This window comes from Paucibacter sp. PLA-PC-4, assembly GCF_026241155.1.
Classification (GTDB): Bacteria; Pseudomonadota; Gammaproteobacteria; order Burkholderiales; family Burkholderiaceae_C; genus Roseateles_E.
In genome coordinates, this window is record NZ_JAPFGP010000001.1 from 312478 (window position 1) to 334228 (window position 21751).

Annotated in this window: 17 protein-coding genes and 1 pseudogene; 13 read left to right on the top strand and 5 right to left on the bottom strand. The window is 65.5% G+C overall.

All coding sequences use genetic code 11. The features are described from left to right. Positions 1-40 precede the first annotated feature (40 nt). From OOZ63_RS01550 to OOZ63_RS01580, 7 genes and pseudogenes are all read left to right on the top strand, one after another. Positions 41-1111 (top strand): porin, encoded by a 1071-nt coding sequence (locus OOZ63_RS01550; protein ID WP_266003551.1) that lies wholly within the window; start codon positions 41-43, stop codon positions 1109-1111. A 15-nt stretch (positions 1112-1126) separates the two neighbouring features. Beyond that, positions 1127-2350 carry a PEP-CTERM sorting domain-containing protein gene (locus tag OOZ63_RS01555; RefSeq protein WP_266003553.1) on the top strand — a complete coding sequence of 408 codons (1224 nt, stop codon included), beginning with the start codon at positions 1127-1129 and terminating at the stop codon, positions 2348-2350. Continuing rightward, complete coding sequence (locus OOZ63_RS01560) at positions 2344-3675, top strand: hypothetical protein (protein ID WP_266003554.1); 1332 nt, start codon at positions 2344-2346, stop codon at positions 3673-3675. Before OOZ63_RS01555 ends, OOZ63_RS01560 begins: the two co-directional genes overlap by 7 nt. Before the next feature lie 185 nt (positions 3676-3860). Next, on the top strand, positions 3861-5003 hold the full coding sequence (locus OOZ63_RS01565; protein ID WP_266003555.1) for a TRAP transporter substrate-binding protein: 1143 nt from the start codon (positions 3861-3863) through the stop codon (positions 5001-5003). A gap of 71 nt (positions 5004-5074) precedes the next feature. Beyond that, positions 5075-5695, top strand: a complete 621-nt coding sequence (locus tag OOZ63_RS01570) for a TRAP transporter small permease subunit (protein ID WP_266003556.1) — start codon at positions 5075-5077, stop codon at positions 5693-5695. Then, positions 5692-7650: a TRAP transporter large permease subunit gene (locus OOZ63_RS01575; RefSeq protein ID WP_266003557.1), complete on the top strand. Its 1959-nt coding sequence runs from the start codon at positions 5692-5694 to the stop codon at positions 7648-7650. The genes OOZ63_RS01570 and OOZ63_RS01575 overlap by 4 nt, the downstream gene beginning before the upstream one ends. 43 nt (positions 7651-7693) lie before the next feature. Then, positions 7694-8410, top strand: a pseudogene (locus tag OOZ63_RS01580) (DUF2189 domain-containing protein). A 67-nt stretch (positions 8411-8477) separates the two neighbouring features. Here the strand turns inward: OOZ63_RS01580 and OOZ63_RS29055 are convergent. From OOZ63_RS29055 to OOZ63_RS01600, 3 genes are all read right to left on the bottom strand, one after another. Then, complete coding sequence (locus OOZ63_RS29055) at positions 8478-10007, bottom strand: methyl-accepting chemotaxis protein (protein ID WP_323055714.1); 1530 nt, start codon at positions 10005-10007, stop codon at positions 8478-8480. A 287-nt stretch (positions 10008-10294) separates the two neighbouring features. Further along, complete coding sequence (locus tag OOZ63_RS01595; protein ID WP_323055715.1) at positions 10295-11101, bottom strand: ABC transporter substrate-binding protein; 807 nt, start codon at positions 11099-11101, stop codon at positions 10295-10297. A gap of 37 nt (positions 11102-11138) precedes the next feature. Next, positions 11139-14684, bottom strand: a complete 3546-nt coding sequence (locus OOZ63_RS01600; protein WP_266003558.1) for an indolepyruvate ferredoxin oxidoreductase family protein — start codon at positions 14682-14684, stop codon at positions 11139-11141. Positions 14685-14927: 243 nt separating this feature from the next. On the opposite strand from OOZ63_RS01600, the gene OOZ63_RS01605 reads away from it, so the two are divergent. From OOZ63_RS01605 to OOZ63_RS01615, 3 genes are read left to right on the top strand one after another with little or no spacing between them, the layout of a single operon-like run. Continuing rightward, complete coding sequence (locus OOZ63_RS01605; RefSeq protein WP_266003784.1) at positions 14928-15488, top strand: Lrp/AsnC family transcriptional regulator; 561 nt, start codon at positions 14928-14930, stop codon at positions 15486-15488. Positions 15489-15504: 16 nt separating this feature from the next. Beyond that, positions 15505-16602 (top strand): GGDEF domain-containing protein, encoded by a 1098-nt coding sequence (locus OOZ63_RS01610; protein ID WP_266003559.1) that lies wholly within the window; start codon positions 15505-15507, stop codon positions 16600-16602. 29 nt (positions 16603-16631) lie between these two features. After that, entirely contained in the window at positions 16632-17531 is a 900-nt protein-coding gene (locus OOZ63_RS01615; protein WP_266003785.1) for an EamA family transporter, read from the top strand. Here OOZ63_RS01615 and OOZ63_RS01620 read toward each other — a convergent pair. After that, on the bottom strand, positions 17486-18094 hold the full coding sequence (locus OOZ63_RS01620) for a flavin reductase family protein (RefSeq protein ID WP_266003560.1): 609 nt from the start codon (positions 18092-18094) through the stop codon (positions 17486-17488). The two genes, OOZ63_RS01615 and OOZ63_RS01620, sit on opposite strands and share 46 nt — an antisense overlap. A 38-nt stretch (positions 18095-18132) precedes the next feature. Here OOZ63_RS01620 and OOZ63_RS01625 point away from each other — a divergent pair, with 38 nt between their 5' ends. Next, positions 18133-18942 carry a class I SAM-dependent methyltransferase gene (locus OOZ63_RS01625; protein WP_266003561.1) on the top strand — a complete coding sequence of 270 codons (810 nt, stop codon included), beginning with the start codon at positions 18133-18135 and terminating at the stop codon, positions 18940-18942. Here OOZ63_RS01625 and OOZ63_RS01630 read toward each other — a convergent pair. Then, the gene (locus OOZ63_RS01630; RefSeq protein ID WP_266003562.1) at positions 18939-19847 is read right to left on the bottom strand and encodes a LysR family transcriptional regulator; all 909 of its coding nucleotides are present in this window, start codon (positions 19845-19847) and stop codon (positions 18939-18941) included. The genes OOZ63_RS01625 and OOZ63_RS01630 overlap by 4 nt on opposite strands. 83 nt (positions 19848-19930) lie before the next feature. Between OOZ63_RS01630 and OOZ63_RS01635 the strand changes: the two genes are divergently transcribed. Then, the gene (locus OOZ63_RS01635) at positions 19931-20899 is read left to right on the top strand and encodes a 3-hydroxyacyl-CoA dehydrogenase NAD-binding domain-containing protein (RefSeq protein ID WP_266003564.1); all 969 of its coding nucleotides are present in this window, start codon (positions 19931-19933) and stop codon (positions 20897-20899) included. 1 nt (position 20900) lies between these two features. After that, complete coding sequence (locus OOZ63_RS01640) at positions 20901-21713, top strand: 3-keto-5-aminohexanoate cleavage protein (protein ID WP_266003565.1); 813 nt, start codon at positions 20901-20903, stop codon at positions 21711-21713. The last annotated feature ends 38 nt before the right edge of the window (positions 21714-21751 follow it).

Sequence of the window (21751 nt, forward strand, 5' to 3'; positions counted from 1 at the left end):
TGGTCGGCAGCCATGCATAACAACACTTTGGAGACAAGACTTGACACTACACCGCCTTCTCGCGGGGATCGCGTTCGCGCCCGCCCTTCTTTTCCTCAGCCAGGCCGTTCAGGCTCAGGTCACGGTGTTTGGCCTGCTGGATGTGGGCCTGAGCCGGCTCAGTGCCAGCGGGGCCGAGAGCCAGTCCTTGATCAACGGCGATGGGAACACCTCCAGCCGCATCGGCTTTCGCGGCAGCGAGGATCTGGGCGGTGGGCTGAAGGCCAATTTCTGGATCGAGTCGGCGATCAATGTGGACAACGGCACCAGCGGCGCCACCAGCACCAATAACAAGGACTCGGTCAGCGGTGGGCTGACCTGGGGCCGGCGCTCTACCGTGGGCCTGCAAGGGACTTGGGGCGAATTTCGCCTGGGCCGCGACTATGTGCCCAGCTTCGGCAACCTGACCACCGCAATGCACCCCTTCGGCACCAACGGTGTGGGCAGTTCGGGTCTGCTGTTCTACCCGGTCAATAGCGGCGGCACGACGGTGCGCACCAGCGTGCGCGCGTCCAACTCGATCGGCTACCACCTGCCGGCCAATGCCGCCGGCCTGTATGGCGCGCTGATGATCGCCAGCGGCGAGCAATCTGGCGGCACGGCTACTGCCAAGGACGGCAATCACCAGGGCCTGCGCCTGGGCTGGCGCAGCGGCGGCTGGAATATGGCGGCGGCCATTGGCAGGACCCGATATGCCAGCGGTGACTACCGGCAGAGTAATCTCGGCCTGAACTACAAGCTCGGCGCAGCCAAACTGATGGTGCTGTGGGGCGAGAACAGGGTCGGCGTGACCCGCACGCGCGCAATGATGCTGGGAACGCAATGGGACGTCAGCGCCCAAGGCGAGTTGCGCATTGCCTACACGACACTGAAGGCCAGTCGGGTCGCCAGCGATGCGACGCACCTGGCCATTGGTTATGTGCACGCGCTGTCCAAGCGCAGCGCGCTGTATGCCACGGCCGCCCGCGTCGACAACAAGGGCGCAGGCACGCGCTTCAATGTCGGCCTGGCGCCGACCACCCCCGGTGGTAGCAGCTCGGGTCTTGACCTGGGTCTGCGCCACAGCTTCTGAACCAAGGAGATCGTGATGATGAAGAGACTCTCCGTCATATTGCTGGCCCTGCTGGGCGCCGGCAGCCTGCAGGCCGAACCGATCAGCGTGCTGTTCGTCGGCAATAGCTACACCTTTGGCCGGGTCGATCCAGTGATGAGCTACAACACCGCGAACGTGCGGGACCTGACCGCCGCGATGGCGCTGGCCAACCCGACCGGCAGCAACAGTTTCGAGCCCCACCCGTGGGGCGGGGTGGCCGGTATCTTCAAGCAGTTCACCGTTCAGGCGGGGCTCGACTATGACGTGGCCCTGTCGACCCGCAATGCCGCCTCGCTGCGAGGACATTTCTTGAACAGCAACCCGGCTGGCTGGGACTTGCGCGGCAATATCGCCTCGCAGAGCTGGAGCAAGCTGGTGCTGCAGGAGCAAAGCGACGAGGCCCTGCCCAAGCAGGCCGGGCTGGCCTCCAACCCGGCGTATTTCAACACCTATGTGGACCTGATCGAGGACTACGCGCACCAGGGCAATGCGCTGTCCTACCGGGAGCGCGACCTGATCGGCGGCAGCAACGCCGAATGCGCGGCCATCACTGGCGCCAGCGCTGGCACTTGCGGAACCCTTCGCAACATCCCTGCCAATGCGAACGCCAGCACGGCCACGGAACTCTATCTGTACCAGACCTGGGCACGGCCCAACCTGGTCAACGCGCCGTTCACGACCGTCACCGATCCGGTGACCGGCGCTGTCAGCTTTACCAGCACGGCGGCCACCTCTTTCTATGGCTCGCTGGGGGCGATGAACGAGGACCTGCGCTCCGCCTATCAGGCGGCGGCGGCCTTGGCCGGCGCCGACGGCAGCGGCGGCGTCACCGCGATCGCGCCGGTCGGCGACAGCTTTATGCGCGCGATCACCAGCGGCATTGCGACACCTGATATGTATGCGGCCGATGCCGCCAGCGATGGCCTGATCGATCTCTGGTTCGACGACGGCACCCATGCCAGCACCTACGGCTCCTATCTCAGCGCGCTGACCCTGTTCGGCAGCTTGACCGGTCTCGATCCGGCCTTGCTGGGCGCCGCCGAGGTTGCGGCGGCCGACCTGGGCATCAGCAGCGCCGACGCGCTGCGGCTGCAACGCGTGGCAAGCGAGCAGTTGGGCTTCAGTACGCCTGTGCCCGAGCCCGCCAGCTACACGCTGCTGCTGGCCGGTCTCTTGCTGCTGGGTCTGCGAGCGAAGCGGGGCTCGACACCATGCTGAGGATCGAACGACTGTCGCTGGCTCTGTGTGCTGCGCTGCTGGCGGCCTGTGCTCACCAGACACCGCCCGTGGTCGAGGCCGCGCCGCAGCCCCGCGCGTGCCCGGCCGGTCTTGGCGCCGATGTGCGCTGCCTGGGCGGTCAAGATAGCGCCGGCGCCTTCTATCTGATCGCCATGCCCGGCGATTGGAACGGCCGACTGGTGCTGCATGCCCATGGCGGCCCCTTCCTCGGCGCACCAACAATGAAACGGGTCGAGGAAGATTTGCGGCGCTGGTCCGTCATGCCGCACGCTGGCTATGCATGGGCTGCGTCCAGCTTCCGCCAGGGCGGGGTGGCGGTGACGGCGGCGGCAGAGGACACCGAGCGCTTGCGGGGCATTTTCAGGCAGCATGTGGCAGTACCGGCACTGACGATTCTGCACGGCCAGTCCTGGGGTGGCAGCGTGGCGGCCAGGGGCGCCGAGCTGTTCACTGCTGGCAAACCCTATGACGCGGTGCTCTTGAGCAATGGCCTGCTGGCAGGCGGTACCCGTTCCTACGACTTCCGGCTCGATCTGCGCGTGGTCTACCAATACCTGTGCAATAACCATCCGCGCCCCGATGAGTCGCCGTATCCGCTGTGGATGGGGCTGCCGGCCGGAGCCACGCTCACCTCGGTTGAGCTGGCAAAGCGCGCCACGGACTGCCTCGGCCTGGGCCTGCCGGCAGGTGAACGCAGTCCCGAGCAGTCCCGCCGGCTCAAGACTCTTGTCGACGTGATCCGCATTCCCGAGCGCAGCGTGCAAAGCCATCTGAACTGGGCTACGTTCCACTTCCAAGACATCGCGGCCAGGCGCACCGGCGGTGGCAATGTGTTCGGCAATATCGGCGCGGTCTATCGCGGCTCCCCCGATGACCAGGCCCTGAACGCCGGCGTGCTGCGCTACGCCGCCGACCCGGCCGCCGTGGCCCGTTTTGGCGCTGATGCCGACCCCCAGGGCCGCATCCCGGTGCCTGTGCTGACCGTCCATGGCATTGACGACCCGACCGTCTTCGTCGAGCTGGAGTCGGTCTGGGCCCAGACCATGGCCAGCGCTGGGCGTGCCAATGCGCTGGTACAGGCCTTCACCGACGACAGCGATCACAGCTACCTCAGCGACGCCAGCTATGTAGCAGCGTTGCAGGCGCTGCAGGCCTGGGCCGAACAGGGGCGCAAGCCGACGCCGGCCTCGGTGGCCGACGGATGTCGAGCAGCCCAGGCACGCTTCCCGTCGAGCTGCCGCTTCCGGCCCGACTACCGGCCGCCTGCTCTCGAGAGCCGAGTGCCAGCACGGCTGCGGCCTTGAAAGTCGAGTGTTCAGAAAATGTCCATATAACCGGGGGGCCTCGCGGGTTTGACCCACTTGCCCGCTCACGGCAAGGCTTTGATATTCAAGCCCAGCGCGGCCAGCCTCGGACACAAGAGGCGGTGGCGCGGCGTTGGGCGGTAGCCCAGGCGCGAATGCTTGACTTCAAAACCTAGGAGACCGAGATGAGCGTAGAACCCAAAGACAAGGCCCCGGCCGCGCGCCGGCGCTTCCTGAAGAAAGCCGCCACCGGGACGGCCGCCGCAGGCGCTCTGGCCGCACCGATGATCGCGACGGCCCAGACCACCAGCCTGCGCTTTCAGTCGACTTGGCCCTCGAAGGACATCTTCCACGAGTACGCCCAGGACTTCGCAAAGAAGGTCAACGACATGGCCGGCGGGCGGCTGAAGATCGAGGTGCTGCCGGCCGGTTCGGTGGTGCCTGCGTTCCAGCTGCTGGATGCCGTTGCCAAGGGCACTCTGGACGGCGGCCACGGCGTGGTGGCCTATCACTACGGGAAGAACTCGGCGCTGGCGCTGTGGGGCTCCGGGCCCTCGTTTGGCATGGACCCGAACATGCTGCTGGCCTGGCACAACTACGGTGGCGGTAAGGCCCTGCTGGAAGAAATCTATGCCTCTTTGAACCTGGATGTGGCTTCCTATCTCTACGGCCCGATGCCTACCCAGCCCTTTGGCTGGTTCAAGAAGCCGATCGCCAAGGAAGCCGACATGAAGGGCGTGAAGTTCCGCACCGTCGGCCTGGCGGTGGATATGTATACCGACATGGGCGCGGCGGTGAACCCGCTGCCTGGCGGCGAGATCGTGCCGGCGCTGGACCGCGGCCTGATCGACGGCGCCGAGTTCAACAACGCCAGCTCGGACAAGCTTCTGGGCTTCCCTGATGTGGTCAAGAACTGCATGCTGCAGAGCTTCCACCAAAGCGGCGAGCAGTTCGAGATCCTGTTCAACAAGACGAAACTGAACGCCCTGCCTGCTGAGCTAAAGGCCATCGTCGAGTACGGCGTGCAGGCGGCCAGCGCCGACATGAGCTGGAAGGCTATCGAGCGCAACTCCAAGGACTACGAGGAGCTGAAAAAGGCCGGCGTCAAGTTCTACAAGACGCCCGACGCCATCCTGCGCGCCCAGCTGGCCGCCTGGGACAAGATCATGACCAAGAAGGGCGGCGAGAACGCGATGTTCAAGAAGATCCTGGACAGCCAGCGCGCCTTCGCGGCGCGGGCCGGCCAGTGGCAGGGTGACTACACAGTGGACTTCAAGATGGCCTACAACCACTACTTCGGTCGCAAGGCGCCGGCTAAAAAGGCCTGAACTGCCAGCGCCGAATGAAAGGGGGCGCAGCGCCCCCTTTTTCTTGAGATCCGCGTTGGGAAGGATTCGTGATGCAGAACCTGCTGCTGGCGGTGGACCGTTTCTCCACCTGGATAGGCAAGACCTTCGCTTGGTCGGTCGTGCTGCTGACCTTGCTGATCAGCTGGGAGGTGTTTTCCCGCTATGTGCTCAACAAGCCCCATGCCTGGGTGCTGGACGCGCAGATCATGCTCTACGGCACGCTGTTCATGACCGCTGGTGCCTACACGCTGAGCAAGAACGGCCACGTGCGCGGCGACGTGCTTTACGGCTTTTTCCGCCCACGCACCCAGGCCTCAGTTGACTTGCTGCTCTATGTCCTGTTCTTCCTACCCGGCATCGTGGCGCTGACCTGGGCCGGCTGGCAATACGCCCAGGAGTCGCTGGCGATCCGCGAGCAGACCTTCTCGGCCGACGCACTGCCCCTTTATCCCTTCAAGTTCATCATCCCGATCGCCGGGGGCGTGCTGCTGCTGCAGGGGCTGGTTGAGATTGTTCGCTGTGTGCTGTGCCTGCGCGACGGTGTATGGCCCCGGCGCGATGAGGACGTCGAAGAGGTCGATGTCGAGAAGCTCAAGGAGATGGTGCATGTGAAGGATGCCGACATCGAGGCCCTGGACCAATACGTCAGCAAGGAAGGCGGCAAGGCATGAAACTACGCAAGGAACTTTGGTTCGGCTTCATCCTGATGGGGCTGATCATCGCGGCCGCGCTGGGCATGCTGATCGCCGTGCCAAAGATCACCAATGGCCACATCGGCCTGCTGATGCTATCCCTGGTGGTTGTTGCCATCATGCTCGGCTTCCCCACCGCCTTCACGCTGATGGGCATGGGCATGGTCTTCACCTGGATCGCCTACGAGGAGAACACCACCAAGACTCTGGATCTGATGGTGCAGTCGGCCTACAAGGTGATGTCCAACGATGTGCTGATCTCGATACCGCTGTTCGTCTTTATGGGTTATCTGGTCGAGCGGGCCAATCTGATCGAGAAGCTGTTCCGCAGTTTGCATCTGGCGCTGGCGCGGGTGCCTGGCTCGCTGGCGGTGGCGACCTTGGTGACCTGCGCGGTGTTTGCCACCGCGACCGGCATCGTCGGCGCCGTCGTCACGCTGATGGGCTTGCTGGCGCTGCCGCAGATGCTCAAGGGCGGCTACGACGTGCGGCTGTCGGCAGGCGCTATCACGGCCGGTGGCTGCCTGGGCATCCTGATCCCGCCTTCGGTGCTGCTGATCGTCTACGGCGCCACCGCCGGAGTGTCGGTGGTGCAACTTTATGCCGGCGCCTTTTTCCCCGGCCTGATGCTGGCGGGGCTGTACATCCTCTACGTCATCATCCTTGCCAAGCTCAAGCCGGCCATGGCGCCGCCCTTGACGGCCGAACAGCGCTTCGTGCCTCTGCCACCCGATCTGCTAAAGGTCGGGGCCACCCAAGCCAAGCGTGCCGTGCCACTGCTGATCGACGCGCTGAAGGGCTCACGCAACCATGGCGTGCCGACTTCGTATCTGCTCAAGCAGCTGTGTATTGCGCTCCTGCCAGCCCTTCTCTTCGCGATAGTGGCCCTGGCCAGCTACAACAGCGCCACCAAGCTGCCGCCGCTGGAAGCGCCGAACAGCGAGCTGTCCGAGATGGGGGCCGGCAGCGAGCCCAGCGGACTCGCCGAGCCGAGCGGGCTGGCCGAGCCCAGCGGCGGGCTGTCCGAGCCGCCGGCCGAGGAGGAGGAACTCAAAGAGATGGGCAGCGAGGACGCCGCTAGCGACGTTGTCAGTGAGGCCGCACCTGTGGCACCGTCCGAGGCCAGCGCCGCAGCAGCGCCCTCATCTGCTGTCGACGCTGTGCGGATCGAGCGCAAGCCCGCCTCTACCGGCTTCTGGATCGGTCTGGGCATCGGCGCGCTGGCGCTGCTGGCCTTCTACGCCATCCTGAGCTTTGCGCGGCTTGAGATCTTCAAGATGCTGCTGTCCAGCTTCTTCCCCTTGTTGGTGCTGATCATGGCGGTCCTGGGCTCCATCGTGTTCGGTCTGGCCACGCCGACCGAGGCGGCGGCTGTCGGCGCCTTGGGCGGCTTTCTTTTGGCAGTGGCCTACAGGCAGCTGACCCTCAATGTGGTCAAGGAGAGTGTGTTCCTAACGGCCAAGACCAGCGCGATGGTGTGCTGGCTGTTCGTCGGCTCGGCGATCTTCTCGGCGGCGTTCGCGCTGCTGGGCGGCCAGGAGCTTGTCGAGCAGTGGGTGCTCGGTATGAATCTGACGAAGACCCAGTTCCTGGTGCTCAGCCAGGTCATCATCTTTGTCCTTGGCTGGCCGCTGGAGTGGACCGAGATCATTGTGATCTTCATGCCCATCTTCATCCCGCTGCTCGACAACTTCGGCGTCGACCCGCTGTTTTTCGGCCTCCTGGTGGCGCTGAATCTGCAGACCGCCTTCCTGAGCCCGCCGGTGGCGATGAGTGCTTTCTATCTGAAGGGCGTGGCCCCCAAACATGTGACTCTGAACCAGATCTTTGCAGGGATGCTGCCCTTCATGGGCATCCAGGTGGTGGCCATCGTGCTGCTCTACATCTGGCCGCAGATCGGCATGTGGCTGCCGCAAGTACTGTACGGCCGCTGACAGGAGGACTGGCATCGATCGGCTGTCTGCTCAGGAGCTCATCATGAATCAGCTGCTTGCCGAGTCCTGCGAAACCATCCCGGTGCCGCGTGTGCGCAAAGTCGGTGTCGAACGGCCCTGGGTCTGGCTGCGACAAGGCGGCGCCGACTTGCTGCGCACGCCGGCGCAGAGCTTGGGCACCGGCGCTCTGGTCGCTGCCATTGGGCTGGCGCTGGGTGGGGCCGGCTGGCAGGCCTCCTATATGGCGCCAGCCCTGTTGGGCGGCTTTCTGCTGGTGGCGCCATTCCTTGCCATCGTGCTGTATGCGCTGTCACGCCAGATGGAGCATAGCGAGGTGGTGGATAGCGCCCAGGCTTGGCGTGCCTGGCGGGCGAACGCCGGCTCGATTGCGCTGTTCGGCCTGATGCTTGCCCTGGCCTACATCGTCTGAGAACGGCTGGCGGCCATCGTGTTCGCGCTGTTCTACGAGGGGCAGCGGCTGCAGTTGTCGCGCTGGCCGCTGGAGCTGATGTCCGGCCAGTACAGCGAGCTGCTTCTGGCCTTTGTCTGCGTCGGCGCCGGGTTGGCGGCCCTGGTGTTTACTCTGGGCGTGGTCAGCGCGCCGCTGCTGATCGACCGCCCGGTGGATGCGATCACTGCGATGCTGACGAGCCTGCAATGCTGCCGCGTTAACGGAGCTGCGATGCTGCTCTGGGCCGCGCTTATCGTCGGTCTGACGGGGCTGGGTTTTGCCACGCTGATGCTGGGCTTGGTCGCGTGATCTTCCCGCTGCTGGCCCACGCCGGCTGGCATGCTTACCGCGACTTGGCTGAGTCTTAAGAAACCGCTCAGGCGGGCTGTGCCTCAAGCCTGAAGGCCTCGACCAGGCCGGCCAGCTGAGCAGCCTGGGTTTGCATGCTGGCGGCCGCAGCCGCACTCTGCTCGACCAAGGCTGAATTTTGCTGGGTCATTGTGTCCAGGTGGGCGACGGCCTGATTGACCTGGCCGATAGCTTGGCTTTGCTCGCGGCTGGTGGCGCTGACCTCGCCCAGCACATCCGCGACGCGGCGCACGCTGCCGACCACCTCGCTCATCGTGCTGCCGGCCTGGTTTACCAGCGATGAGCCGGCATCGACCTCGGAGACGCTGGCGCCGATCAGGCCCTTGATCTCCTTGGCCGCCTCGGCGCTGCGCTGCGCTAGCGAGCGCACCTCGGAAGCGACTACCGCAAAGCCACGACCCTGCTCGCCGGCGCGCGCCGCCTCGACGGCCGCATTTAGCGCCAAGATATTGGTCTGGAAGGCGATACCGTCGATCACGCCGATGATGTCGCCGATACGGCCCGAGCTGCTTTGGATGCGGCCCATGCTTGCCACCACCTGGCCCACCACATCGCCGCCACTCTGTGCCACCTGCGCGGCATTCAGCGCCAGCTGATTGGCGGTGGCGGCCGAGTCGGAGGAGTGGCGCACGGTGGCGGTCAGTTCTTCCATCGTCGAGGCGGTCTGTTGCAGGCTGCTGGCGGCCTCCTCGGTACGGTGGCTGAGGTCTGCATTGCCCTCGGCGATTTCGCTGGCCGCAGTGCGGATGCTCTCGGCGCCGGAGCGCACCGACTGCACGATATCGCGCAGCGACACCACCATGGCGTTCAGCCCGCGCTGCAGATCGCCGATCTCGTCGCTGCGCGCGCCGGTGGCAATCTGCACCGACAGGTCGCCGCTACCGATGCGCTCGGTGGCATCCAATGCGGCTCGCAGCGGCGGCACAATGGCGCGCACCATCAGCCCGGTCGACACCAGCAGCAGCAGCACGACGGCGCTCAGCACGCTGGCGGTGATGGTGATGTCGATGCTGCGCGAGCGCTGGGCCTCGGCGGCCAGCGCGACGGCGCGCTGCTGCTGAAGGTCGACAAAGGCCTTCTGCGCGTCCAGATAAATCGTCAGCTCGGCGCGCACCTTGGCGATGCCAGCCTCGCTGGGTTGCTTGGCGGCTTCGTTGCGAGAGGCGATGTAGACACCTCGCGTCTTGGCGATGGCGGCGAGACTGCCCTTCTCGGCCTCGCTGTCGGCTGCGGCGTCGATCTTTTTCTGAAGCTCGGAGATCGCGGCCGAGGTGGCGTCCATCTCGGGTTTGAGCTGGCCGGCCAGCGCCGTGTCCTGGCTCATCAGTCCGGCCATGGTGCGGGCAGCATTGGCCTGGGTTAGGCCGGCCCAGCGCAATGCCATCTCGAGTTTGTCGCGCTGCGCGGTCTGGGCCTGCTGCTCGCTGGCCAGCTCACTCGAGGTGCGCCAGCTGGAGACCACAGTCACCGTCGTCAGCAGTACGGCGGTCGCGAGTGTGGGTAGCCACAGACGGAAAGAGATGCCCAATTTCTTCATCGCATGTCTCCTGCTGGCCGAGCACCGGCCTTATGCCGTCGATTGAATGCCCCCGCGCCGTAATAGTCAATGCGGAACAGTCACTGTTTTGGAGCCCAGTTCCGAGGCTCGTGCGATGTGTCAACAAAAAGCCCGCTGGCCATGGGCACTGCGGGCTTCTAGGCGGCAACAGTCCGACAGGGGCAGCCGGTGAGGGGCAGCCGGCGGGGTCAGTCCTTGCGCCGCTGCTCGGGCAGGCCTTCCTGCATTGAATTGCCACCGATGGGATTGGCGGCATGTGAGAATCGTCAGCGCCCGCAGAACTCCGCCTGCACCGCCGGATGCAGCTGGGCGTACTTGTTTTCGAAGGCGAGCTGCTGATCCTGCAGCCAAGCAGCTTGGGCCGGCTGCTTCAGGAACGAGCTCAGTTGCGGCAGCACGGCCAGGTGCTTGGAGCGCTTGGACATCTGCATGAACAGCTGTCCCTCGATCACCTTGCCCGGCAGCAAGCGCAGCTGCCCCTCGCAACCCATGCTGCGGATGAGTTGCTGGCCTGCGATTCTTGCCGTGATCACCGCATCAAGTCGATTGAGGGTTAACTTTTGCAGATTGTGCGTTTCGCTGATGGCAATATCGAGCCGGGTATGTTGTGCTAGATACGTGTCGAATTCCGATCCGAAGCTCACGCCACGCCCCATGCCGATGCGCAGACCATGCAGGTCGGCCCAGGATTTGTAGACCAGGCTGCTTTGTTGGCGCACGATCAGCACCGCTTCGTTTCGGCCGACCGGAGGATCCACCATCACCGCGTACTCGCGCCGCTTGTCGGTCGCGAAGCCACACAGGTTAACGTCGACCTCGCCGGTCTCGACCATCAGCTGGCAACGGCTCCAGGGGCCGGGCGGCTCGACCTTCAGCGCCAGCCCTATGGCCGAGAAAGCCAGCCGCGCGGCGTCTACGCAAACGCCGATCAGCTGCCCCTCATGATCCCAGCTCATGGGCGGCGCGGCCGGGTGGCCACAGGCCCGCACAAGCGGCCGTTCATTCGGCTTGTCCTTGGCCCATGCGCCAGCGGTCACGCACATCAGCAGGACAAGGAAACGGCACAGCACCATGGACGCATGATACCCACCAAGGCCGCGAACTGAGGGGTCAGAGGCCGGCCAGCAGACGCTCCCAGTGGGCCCTGGCCAGCCGCTGATGGCGCTCTTTCACATGCCCGTATCCTCGGATATCCTCCGGAACGCGGGCCAACTCGACCGCGGTGGCCAAGTTGTCCGCCGAGAGCTTGGACAAGACGCGCTCGATGCCGGCACGGTAGTCGACGATCCATTGGCGCTCCATCTTGCGCTCCTCGGTACGGCCGAAGATGTCCAGCGCCGTGCCGCGTAGGCCCTTCATCTTGGCCAGCAATCCGAAGGCCGGGCGTATCCAGCCGCCCATCTGCTGCTTAATCAGCTCGCCCTTATCGTTCTTCTTGGCCAACAGCGGCGGGGCCAGGTGGTGAACCAGCTTGTAGTCGCCCTCGAACTGCGCGGCGATCTTGTCGGTGAATTTCGTGTCGGTGTGCAGGCGCGCGACCTCGTACTCATCCTTGTAGGCCATCAGTTTGAACAGATATCGGGCCACTGCCTCGCTGAGCTTGGTCGAGGACAGCGGCGCTTCGGCGGCGCGCACCTTGTCGACAAAGGCCCGGTAAGTCTGCGCGTAGGCCTCGTCTTGGTAGTCGATCAGGAACTCGACGCGCTTGGCGATGATCTCGTCAAGGCCGGGGCGCTTGACGAACTGGATCACCTGGGTCGCTGCGAACAAGGCTTGCACTGCGGCCAGGTCCTCGGCGCAGCGGCGACCCCATTCGAACGCGGCCTTGTTGTTGTCGATCTGCACGCCATTGAGCTCGATAGCCCGCATCAGCGCGGCATAGGACAGCGGCACCCGGCCCTGCTGCCAGGCATAGCCAAGCATCAGAGGGTTGGTGTAGAGCGAATCGCCCAGCAGTTTGACCGAGACCTCCTCTGCATCGAACTTACCCAGCAGCGCCGGGCCTACCGCCTTGGCTACCGCGCTCTCGCAGGCTGCGCCGGGGAAGCTCCAGTTGGCGTCGTTGACCAGGCTGGCGGTCGGCGAGCCATGGGTGTTCAGCGCCACATAGGTGCGGCCCTCGCGCATGACTGCCAGCGTGGTCTTGTTGGCCGCGACGATGGAATCGCATGCGATCACCAGATCGGCCTCGGCCGTGCCGACCTTGGTGCAGTGGATGTCCTGCGCATGGTTGGCGATCTGTATATGGCTCCAGGTGGCGCCGCCCTTCTGCGCCAGGCCCGCCGCATCCTGGGTGATCACGCCCTTGCCTTCCAGATGAGCGGCCATGCCCAGCAGCTGGCCTATCGTGATTACGCCGGTGCCGCCGACCCCGCCGACAACGATGCCCCAGGCCCGCTCGGGATTCGGGATCATCGGCTGAGGCAGGGCAGGGAGGCTGCTGTGGAAGGGGCTGAGCTTGCTGTCCTTCTTGGGCTTCTTCAGCTCGCCGCCTTCGACGGTGACGAAGCTGGGGCAGAAGCCCTTGACGCAGCTGTAGTCCTTGTTGCAGCTGTTCTGGTTGATCTGGCGTTTGCGGCCGAAGTCGGTCTCCAGCGGCTCGACCGACAGACAGTTCGACTGGATTGAGCAGTCGCCGCAGCCCTCGCAGACCAGCTCGTTGATGACGACCCGCTTGGCCGGGTCGACCAGCTTGCCGCGCTTGCGGCGGCGGCGCTTCTCGGTCGCGCAGGTCTGGTCATAGATGATGACCGAGGTGCCTATGACTTCTCGGAACTGGCGCTGGATCGCGTCCAGCTCATCGCGGTGGTGCACGGTGACGCCTGCCAGTAGCGAGACGCCGTTGTACTTGCTCGGCTCGTCGGTGACGATGCAGAGCTTGGCCACACCCTCGGCGGTGACGCTCTGCATGATTTGCATCACGCTATGGCCCTCGGGGCGCTCGCCGACCTGCTGGCCGCCGGTCATCGCGACTGCGTCGTTGTAGAGAATCTTGTAGGTGATATTGACGCCCGAGGCGATGCTCTGGCGGATCGCCAGCAGGCCGCTGTGGAAGTAGGTGCCGTCACCGAGGTTGGCGAAGATGTGCTTCTCGGTAGTGAAGGGTTGCTGGCCCACCCAGGGCACGCCCTCGCCGCCCATCTGCGTGAAGGTGGCGGTATGGCGGCCGGGCATCCAGGACACCATGTAATGGCAGCCGATGCCGGCCACCGCACGCGAGCCCTCGGGCACGCGGGTGCTCGTGTTGTGCGGGCAGCCCGAGCAGAACCAGGGTGTGCGGTCGGCACCGCCGGCGGTCTTTTCTTCGAGCTTCAGCGAATTCTCTTTGGCGTCGATGATGGCGACGCGCGCATCCAGGCGCGACTGCACATCGACGTCTACGCCGAGCTTCTTCAGGCGCTTGGCGATCGCGCGGGCGATGATGGCCGGGGTCAGGTCGGCCTGCGGGCGCAGCAGCCAGTTCTGGCTGGGGTTGGGCTGGTTCCACTCGCCGCCGGTGTTGTCACCCTCGATCTCGTCGAACTTGCCCAGCACGTTCGGACGTACGTCGGGGCGCCAGTTGTAGAGCTCCTCCTTGACTTGATACTCGATCATCTGGCGCTTCTCTTCGACCACCAGGATCTCCTGCAGGCCTTGCGCGAAGTCGCGCGTGATCGTCGCTTCCAGCGGCCACACCACATTGACCTTGTGCAGCCGGATACCCAAACGACGGCAGGTGTCGTCGTCCAGACCTAGGTCGTGAAGGGCCTGGCGGGTGTCGTTGTAGGCCTTGCCGCTGGCAATGATGCCGAAGCGGTCCTGCGGCGTGCTGATGACGTTGTAGTTCAGCTTGTTGGCGCGGATATAGGCCAGCGCGGCGTACCATTTGTAATCCATCAGCCGCGCTTCCTGCTCCAACGGCGCATCGGGCCAGCGGATGTGCAGGCCGCCGTCGGGCATCTGGAAGTCTTCGGGCAGGATGATGTTGACACGGTCCGGGTCGACGCTGATCGAACTGGACGATTCGACGATCTCCTGGATCGTCTTCAGGCCTGACCACAGGCCCGAAAAACGGCTGAGCGCAAACGCATGTAGGCCCATGTCCAGGATGTCCTGCACGCTGCTCGGGAAGAACACCGGGAAGCCGACGGCCTTGAAAACATGGTCGCTCTGGTGTGCGGCGGTCGAGCTCTTGGCGATATGGTCGTCGCCGGCCACTGCAATCACGCCACCATGCTTGGCCGTGCCGGCCATATTCGCGTGCTTGAACACATCGATGCAGCGGTCAACACCTGGCCCCTTGCCGTACCAGATGCCGAACACGCCGTCGAACTTGTTTTTCTCGGGGAACAGATCGAGCTGCTGCGTCCCCCAGACGGCAGTGGCGCCCAGCTCCTCGTTGACACCTGGCTGGAACACGATGTTCTGCTTGGCCAGATGCTTCTTGGCCTGCATCAGCATCTGGTCGTAGCCGCCTAGCGGCGAGCCGCGGTAGCCGGAGATGAAGCCGGCGGTGTTCAGGCCGACCATCGCGTCGCGGGTGCGCTGCAGCATCGGCAGCCGCACCAAGGCCTGCACACCGCTCATAAAGGCGCGCCCATGGTCAAGCGCGTATTTGTCGTCCAGCGAGACCTTCTCTAGGGCGCGCAAGATGTGTTCGGGTAGCGGTGCGTTCATTGGCTTCGGTCTCCTGTGGGGCGACAAGCAGCGTCAACCGCTTGTGGCAGCCTCGCTGATCGTGAGTATGGGTCTTTTGAGACCCGCCGCGCAGTGTAGGGAAAGCGGCCCGCGTGGTGCTTTCTAAATCTCGCTGAAAGGCGGGGGTCTGCGCAATAATCTTGCTCAAAAGGTACTTGAGAAATCAAATTGGCTTCCAAAAACACCGATACCGGGCAAACCATTAGAAAGACCACAGCTTCGCTGTCCACCCGCGGCCGACCCGCCGCGCCGGCGCCCGAGGAGCAAGCCCAGGGCGAGGCGCTGGACCGCTACCACATCGCCATCCTTGCCGAGCTGCAGCGTGAGGCGCGCTTGTCCAATGCCGAGCTGGCCGCGCGTATCGGCCTGTCGGCCGCGCCGACCTGGCGGCGCGTCAAATGGCTGGAGGAGCAGGGCTATATCACCGGCTACCGTGCGGAGATCGACCGCCGCAAGGTCGGACTGGGCGTGTTGGCCTTTGTGCGCCTTGATGCTGACCGCAACAACGGCGCCGCCACCAAGCTGCTGGAGGACGCGATCCGCCAGCTGCCCGAGGTGATAGCCTGCCACTACATCTCGGGCGCCGGCACCTTCGAGCTGCAGGTCATGGCTACCGATCTGGATGCCTTCTCGCGTTTCTCAATCGACACCTTGCTGAATCTGCCCAATGTGAAGGACATCCACACAAGCTTCTCGCTTGGCGAAGTCAAGGCCGGTGCGGCGATGCCGCTGACGCATTTGCATTCCTTGAGCAATCGTGCCGCTGCAAAGACGGGCGCTTGAGTTAGGCTCGCCGCCCATGCACAAACGCCTGGCCGACTGGTTGCTGACGACCGACCCTGACCAGCGGCTGCGTCTGGCTCAGGCCGGGCTGGCGCTGCTACTGATGGGCTTAAGTGTGCTGGTTATGCAGTACGCGGTCTGGGTCGCGAAGGCGCCGGCGGCGCCGGTGTTTTGGTGGAATCTGCTGTCGCTAGGCGGGCTGATCGGCTTCTACCTACTCATCCGCAGCGGCTGGTCGCGCCGACTGCCGGACCCTGCGCTGACGGTGCCGCAGATGCTCTATGCGATCAGCAGTGCGGCCGCCGGCTATGCGCTGGCTGGCCCGGTGCGCGGCGCAATTTTCCCCATCCTGGCCGTGATTCTGATGTTCGGCATGTTCCAACTCCGCGCGCGCAGCGCCTTGTGGCTCAGCCTGTATGCCTTGCTGTTGCTGGGACTGGTGATGCTGGTGATGGCGATACGGCGACCGGAGGTCTATCGGCCAGCGGTCGAGTTCGGCCATTTCCTGATGCTGGCCTTCATGCTGCCCAGTGTTTCTTTGCTGGCGGGGCGGCTCAGCCAGATCCGCCGCCGGTTGGCGGTGCAGAAACAAGAGCTGGAACTGGCGCTGGAGAAGATCCAGACCATGGCCACGCGCGACGAGTTGACCGGTCTGCTGAACCGCCGCCGCATGCAGGAGTTGCTGGCGCAGGAGGTCTTGCGCAGCCGTCGGTCGGGCCGGGGCTTTTGCCTGGCCCTGCTGGACCTCGATCACTTCAAGCGCATCAACGACGGCCATGGCCACAGTGCCGGTGACACCGTGCTGCGCGCCTTCGCACCGGCCGCACTTGCGGCGATACGCGCAGCCGATGTGCTGGCGCGCTGGGGTGGCGAGGAGTTCGTGCTGCTGCTTACTGACACCGCGCTGCCGGCCGCCCGGGCAGGCACCGAGCGCCTGCGCCTGCAGGTCGAGGGCCTGCTGATCCCGATCGGCGCCCAGGCCCTGGGCATCACCGTGTCGATCGGCCTGACCGAGTACCGCGGCAGCGAGACGCTGGCCCAGCTACTGGAGCGTGCCGACCTGCTGCTGTATGAGGCCAAGGCGCAGGGCCGCAATCGGGTCGAGATGGGCTAGGGTAGGCTGCGACCATGACTCATGCCGCAATGCCTGTCCGCCATTTCCTGCTTGCCCTTGCCGTCGTCGCCATCTGGGGCAGCAACTTCGTCGTCATCAAGCTTGGCCTGAATGCCTTGCCGCCGCTGCTGTTCGCTGCGCTTCGCTTTTTCTTTGCGGTGCTGCCGGCAATTTTTTTCCTGCCTCGGCCCCAGGTCGGCTGGCGCAATCTGGCTGCCTACGGCCTCCTGATCGGCGTCGGCCAGTTCGGCGTGCTCTATCTGGCGATGCGCGCCCAGATCTCACCCGGGCTGGCCTCGCTGGTTGTGCAGACCCAGGTCTTCTTTACGCTGCTGCTGGCGATGCGCTTGGCCAAGGAGCGGGTGCAGGGCTACCAATGGCTGGGCCTGGCTCTAGCGGCCGGCGGCATTGCGGTGATCGCGATGCATACCGATGGCAGCACCACGGTGCTGGGCGTGCTGATGGTGCTGGCCGCTGCCTTCAGCTGGGCCTGCGGCAATATCGTCGGCAAGAGGGCCGGGCGCGTCAATATGCTGGCTTATATGGTTTGGACCAGCCTGTTCGCGGTGCCTCCGCTAATTCTGCTGTCGCTGCTGGTCGAAGGGCCGGCGGCGATCGGGCACGGGCTGCAGCAGGCGGGCTGGGGCACCTGGGCTGCTGTGCTATGGCAGTCGGTCGGCAACACCTTGTTCGGCTACGGAGTCTGGGGTTGGCTGCTCGCGCGGCATGCGGCCGCCACCATTGTGCCGATGGCCTTGCTGGTGCCTGTCTTCGGCATCGGCAGCGCGGCCCTGTTTCTGGGCGAGCCGCTGCCATTGTGGAAGCTGGGCGCGGCCGCCCTGGTGATGAGCGGCTTGGCGCTGAACCTGCTGTGGCCCTCGCTCTACGCGGGTCTGCGCATTTTGAAGCGCTCGCCCAGCTCGAAGTAGTCGGCCGGGCCGCCGCCGCGCAGGATGGGCCGGGCTGCGGCGGTGTCGTAGATGCCGTCGACCAGCAGGTGCTCGGCAATATGTACGCCCACCACCTCACCCAGAGTGAGCCAGGTATCGACCGCCGTGCCGGCTGCGCTTTGCAGCCGTATTAACTGGCTCAGCCGGCACTCGAAGGACACCAGCGCCGCCGCCACGCGCGGCACGCCGACGATGCGTGAGGGCGCTGTCGCCAGCCCGGCCAGTACGAACTCGTCAACCTCAGGCGGAACTGCCGCGCAGCTGGCGTTCATCTGCTCGGCGAGTTCGCGCGTCGCGAGGTTCCACACGAACTCGCCGGTGGCCTCGATATTGCGTACCGTGTCTTTCCAGCCTGTACTGGCGAAACCGATGATGGGGGGCGTGTAGTTGAAGGCATTGAAGAAGCTGTAGGGCGCCAGGTTCAGCACGCCGGCCGAGTCGCGCGACGCGATCCAGCCGATCGGGCGCGGGCCGACGATGGCGTTGAAAGGGTCATGCGGCAGGCCATGGCCGAGGCGGGGTTCGTAGAAGTGTTCGCTCATATCGGTATCGTCATGGTGGCCGGCTATGCTACGCGCTCATGACAAAAGCTCATGATCAGAAAGATACAGGTGCCGCCTTGCGCGGCCTGTATGCGGCCGCCGGTGGTGTTGGCGCGGTGTTCGACGCCAAGGTGGCCGACTACCAGGCCTCGCGGCCCGACTATCCGCCGGCTCTGTTCGATGCGCTGGACAGCGAGGCGGCACCGAGTCGTGTCGCCGATGTCGGCGCCGGAACGGGGCTCTTGACCCAGGGCCTGCTGGCACGCGGCTGGCAAGTGCTGGCGGTGGAGCCTAATGCGACGATGCGGGCCGCCTGCGATGCGCGGCTGGGTGGGCTTGCAGGCTACCGCAGCGCTGAGGGCCGGGCCGAGTCGATCCCGGCCGCCGCTGCCAGCCTGGACATGATCACTGCCGCCCAGGCCTTCCATTGGTTCGAGCCCGAGGCCGCAAGGGCCGAGGCCCTGCGGGTGCTGAGCCCCGTCGGTCAGGTGGCGCTGATCTGGAACGACCGCCAGCGCGAGCAGCCGCTGCACATGGCACTGGACGAAGAGGTGTTCGCGAGGCATGGCGGCGAGGGCCGCTTGCGCCTGCTCGCGCATGAGGACCGTGGCCAGGTCGGACGCTTCTTCGCTGGCACCATGCCGCGCGAATGGCAGTGGCCGCATGAGCATTGGCTGGACGAGGCTGGTCTGATCAGCCTGGTGTTCTCGCGCTCTTACATGCCTAGGCCTGACAGCGAGCAGGGTCAAGTCGCGAGTGCCACGGCGCGCGAGATCTTTGCCCGTTTTGCGCGGGACGGCCGGGTGGCGGTGACCTACACGACGGTGCTGAAGCTTGGGCGACCCTAGATCAGCGTTGCGACCTCTTCGCGTAACAGCGCCACCAAGGCCTCGGCCGCCAGCGAAAGCGGCCGCCCGCGCGGGGTCACCAAACCCAGCGGGCGCGGCATCACCGGATCGCTCAGCGGCCGGCTGCTGACCTTGGGGCCGCGCGCCACCAGGGCCGCCAGTTCCGGCAGGGCCGCCACCCCGAGGCCAGCTGCCACCATCGCATTGATGGTGGCCAGGTGCTCGACCTCGTACTGGGGCGCGAAGCCGATGCCGTTGCGAAGAAAGGCGGCATCGGCGTACTGGCGCACGCTGGTCGGGTGCGGCATCGAGATATGCGGCAGCGCGGCGCAGTCGGCCCAGCGCATGGGTCGAGTCTTGCCTGCGGCCAGTGCATGGCCGGCCGGCAGCAGCAGCACGAAGCGATCCTCACCCAGCGGCTGGTACTCCAGATCGGCATAGGCCGGGTTGGCTGCGGTCAGTGCGAAATCGGCCTGGCCTGCCCGCACAAGGTCGAAGGCCGGGCCCGACAGGCTGTCCAGCATCTCAAGCCGCACGCCCGGATGCAGGGCTGCGAAGCGTGCGAACGCGGTCGGCACGGCCGTGGCCGCTAGCGAGGGCAGGGCCGCGACCCGCACCCGGCCAGCGCGCAGCTCGCTGATGTCGCGCACCGCCTGCACGGCCGAATCTGCCTGCTGACGCAGCAGGGCCACGCGCTGCTGGAATACCTGGCCGGCGGCGGTCAGACGCACGGCTCGGGTGCTGCGCTCGAACAGCGCGGCGCCCAAGCTTTGCTCCAAGCGCGTGATCACGCCGGAGACCGCTGGCTGCGACAGATGCAGACGTTCGGCGGCACGGCGGTAGTTCAGCGTGTCGGCCAGGGTCAGGAAGACATCCAGCTCACGCAGCGAGCAATTGATCAGCATGGGTGATTAATTTATCAAAACTTGCGAATGGACGTATCAATACCTGATTCCTAGACTGCGCTCTATTGCATCAGGAGGGACGAATGGTGGTGGCGCAGACGGGTGTATTGGATGGGCGGGTGCTGGTGGTCGGTGGCGGCACCATGGGGGCCGATGTGGCCGTGGTGCTGGCACGCGGCGGATTCGACGTCACAGTGATCGAGCGCCATGCGGAACGCCGTGAGGGCCTGCTCGCCTACGTGGCAGAGCGCCTGGCGCCGCTGGGCCTGGCTTCGCAGGGTCTGGGTCTGGTCGACGAGCTGTCCCAAGTCGACTGGGCCGGCACAGGCCTGGTCATTGAGTGCATCCCGGAGCAGCTGTCGCAGAAGCAGGCCCTGTTTGCCGAGCTGCAGGCGCTGGCGCGGCCCGACTGCGTGCTTAGCAGTAACAGCTCCAGCTTCCCGATCAGCGCCATTGCCGAGGGCTTGTCCACTCAGGGGCGGATGCTGGGCCTGCATTTCTTCATGCCCGCGCATCTGGTACCCCTGGTCGAGGTGGTGCTGGGGCCGCGCAGCGACGAGGCGCTCGCGGCGCGCCTGGCTGCGACGATGCGGGCCTGCGGCCAGGTGCCGGTGCTGGTGCGCAAGGACAAGCCGGGCTTTCTGGCCAACCGCCTGCAGCACGCGCTGGCGCGCGAGGCCTTCGCGCTGATCGATGAGGGCGTGGCTACGGCCGAGGATGTGGACGCGGCGGTGCGCTTTGGCTTCGGCTTTCGCTTTCTGGCGGCCGGGCCGGTGCTGCAGCGCGACCATGCGGGTCTGGACGTGCACTGCGCCGCCGCAGCGACCATGTACCCGAGCCTGTCCAACAGTGCCGAGCCGGCGCGGGCCTTGCGCGAGCGCGTGGCCCAGGGGCGTTTGGGCATGAAGGCCGGCGCCGGGTTTTTCGACTGGCCCGAGGGCAAGCGCCTGGCCGAGCGCGCCCGCTACGACGCGCTGCTGCGTCAGGGCCTGGCGCTGCTAGCCGACGAACTGCCGCCGCTGCGCCGGCGTCCCGAACCGAAGGAGGCTTGAGATGCAAGAAGAACTGATCATCACCGTGGCGCCAAACGGCGCCTACAAGCAGGCCGCCGATCACGGCGCGCTGCCGCTGACCCCCGAGACGCTGGCCCAGACCGCCAAGCACTGCTGTGATGCCGGCGCGGCGATGCTGCACCTGCATATCCGCGACGCCGCCGGTCGCCACAGCCTCGATGTCGAGGGCTATCGCGAGGCCTTGCGTGTGGTGCGCGCGGCGGTCGGCGAAGCGATGGTGCTGCAGGTCACCAGCGAGGCCGCCAAGGTCTACCAGGCGCCGGCTCAAATCGCGATGGTGCGGGCGCTGCGCCCCGAGGCTGTGTCGGTGGGCTTGCGCGAGCTGGACCACCCCGAGATTGGCGAGCGCGGGCTGGCCGAGTTCTTCGGCTGGCTGGCTGCCCAGCGGATGATGACCCAGGTAATCCTCTACGACACGGCCGATGTGCAGCGCTGGCAGGCCTTGCAGCGCGTCGGTGTGATCCCGGACGCGGCCTGGTTCCTGCTCTTCGTGCTGGGCCGCTACAGCGCCGGCCAGACCTCGTCGCCACAGGACCTGCTTCCTTTTGTGCAAAGCCACACCGGCACCGAGCCCTGGGCCGTCTGTGCCTTCGGCGCGGCCGAGCATGCCTGCATGGCGGCCGCTGCCGCACTGGGCGGTCACGTGCGGGTCGGCTTCGAGAACAACCTGTATCTGAAGGACGGCGCGCTAGCGCCGGACAACGCTGCCCTGGTGAGCCAGGCCGCGCAGGCGGCCGAGGTTCTGGGCCGGCCGCTGGCCACTGCCCGGAGCCTGCGCGCGCGCTTTGGCTAAAACGAGCATCGACAACAACAGAGAAGGAGACACGTCCC

Excerpts from the sequence above, each read along its gene's own strand:
- OOZ63_RS01555 (WP_266003553.1), top strand. The coding sequence starts at position 1,127 with ATGATGAAGAGACTCTCCGTCATATTGCTGGCCCTGCTGGGCGCCGGC.
- OOZ63_RS01560 (WP_266003554.1), top strand. The coding sequence starts at position 2,344 with ATGCTGAGGATCGAACGACTGTCGCTGGCTCTGTGTGCTGCGCTGCTG.
- OOZ63_RS01565 (WP_266003555.1), top strand. The coding sequence starts at position 3,861 with ATGAGCGTAGAACCCAAAGACAAGGCCCCGGCCGCGCGCCGGCGCTTC.
- OOZ63_RS01570 (WP_266003556.1), top strand. The coding sequence starts at position 5,075 with ATGCAGAACCTGCTGCTGGCGGTGGACCGTTTCTCCACCTGGATAGGC.
- OOZ63_RS01575 (WP_266003557.1), top strand. The coding sequence starts at position 5,692 with ATGAAACTACGCAAGGAACTTTGGTTCGGCTTCATCCTGATGGGGCTG.
- OOZ63_RS29055 (WP_323055714.1), bottom strand. The coding sequence starts at position 10,007 with ATGAAGAAATTGGGCATCTCTTTCCGTCTGTGGCTACCCACACTCGCG.
- OOZ63_RS01595 (WP_323055715.1), bottom strand. The coding sequence starts at position 11,101 with ATGGTGCTGTGCCGTTTCCTTGTCCTGCTGATGTGCGTGACCGCTGGC.
- OOZ63_RS01600 (WP_266003558.1), bottom strand. The coding sequence starts at position 14,684 with ATGAACGCACCGCTACCCGAACACATCTTGCGCGCCCTAGAGAAGGTC.
- OOZ63_RS01610 (WP_266003559.1), top strand. The coding sequence starts at position 15,505 with ATGCACAAACGCCTGGCCGACTGGTTGCTGACGACCGACCCTGACCAG.
- OOZ63_RS01615 (WP_266003785.1), top strand. The coding sequence starts at position 16,632 with ATGCCTGTCCGCCATTTCCTGCTTGCCCTTGCCGTCGTCGCCATCTGG.
- OOZ63_RS01620 (WP_266003560.1), bottom strand. The coding sequence starts at position 18,094 with ATGAGCGAACACTTCTACGAACCCCGCCTCGGCCATGGCCTGCCGCAT.
- OOZ63_RS01625 (WP_266003561.1), top strand. The coding sequence starts at position 18,133 with ATGACAAAAGCTCATGATCAGAAAGATACAGGTGCCGCCTTGCGCGGC.
- OOZ63_RS01630 (WP_266003562.1), bottom strand. The coding sequence starts at position 19,847 with ATGCTGATCAATTGCTCGCTGCGTGAGCTGGATGTCTTCCTGACCCTG.
- OOZ63_RS01635 (WP_266003564.1), top strand. The coding sequence starts at position 19,931 with ATGGTGGTGGCGCAGACGGGTGTATTGGATGGGCGGGTGCTGGTGGTC.
- OOZ63_RS01640 (WP_266003565.1), top strand. The coding sequence starts at position 20,901 with ATGCAAGAAGAACTGATCATCACCGTGGCGCCAAACGGCGCCTACAAG.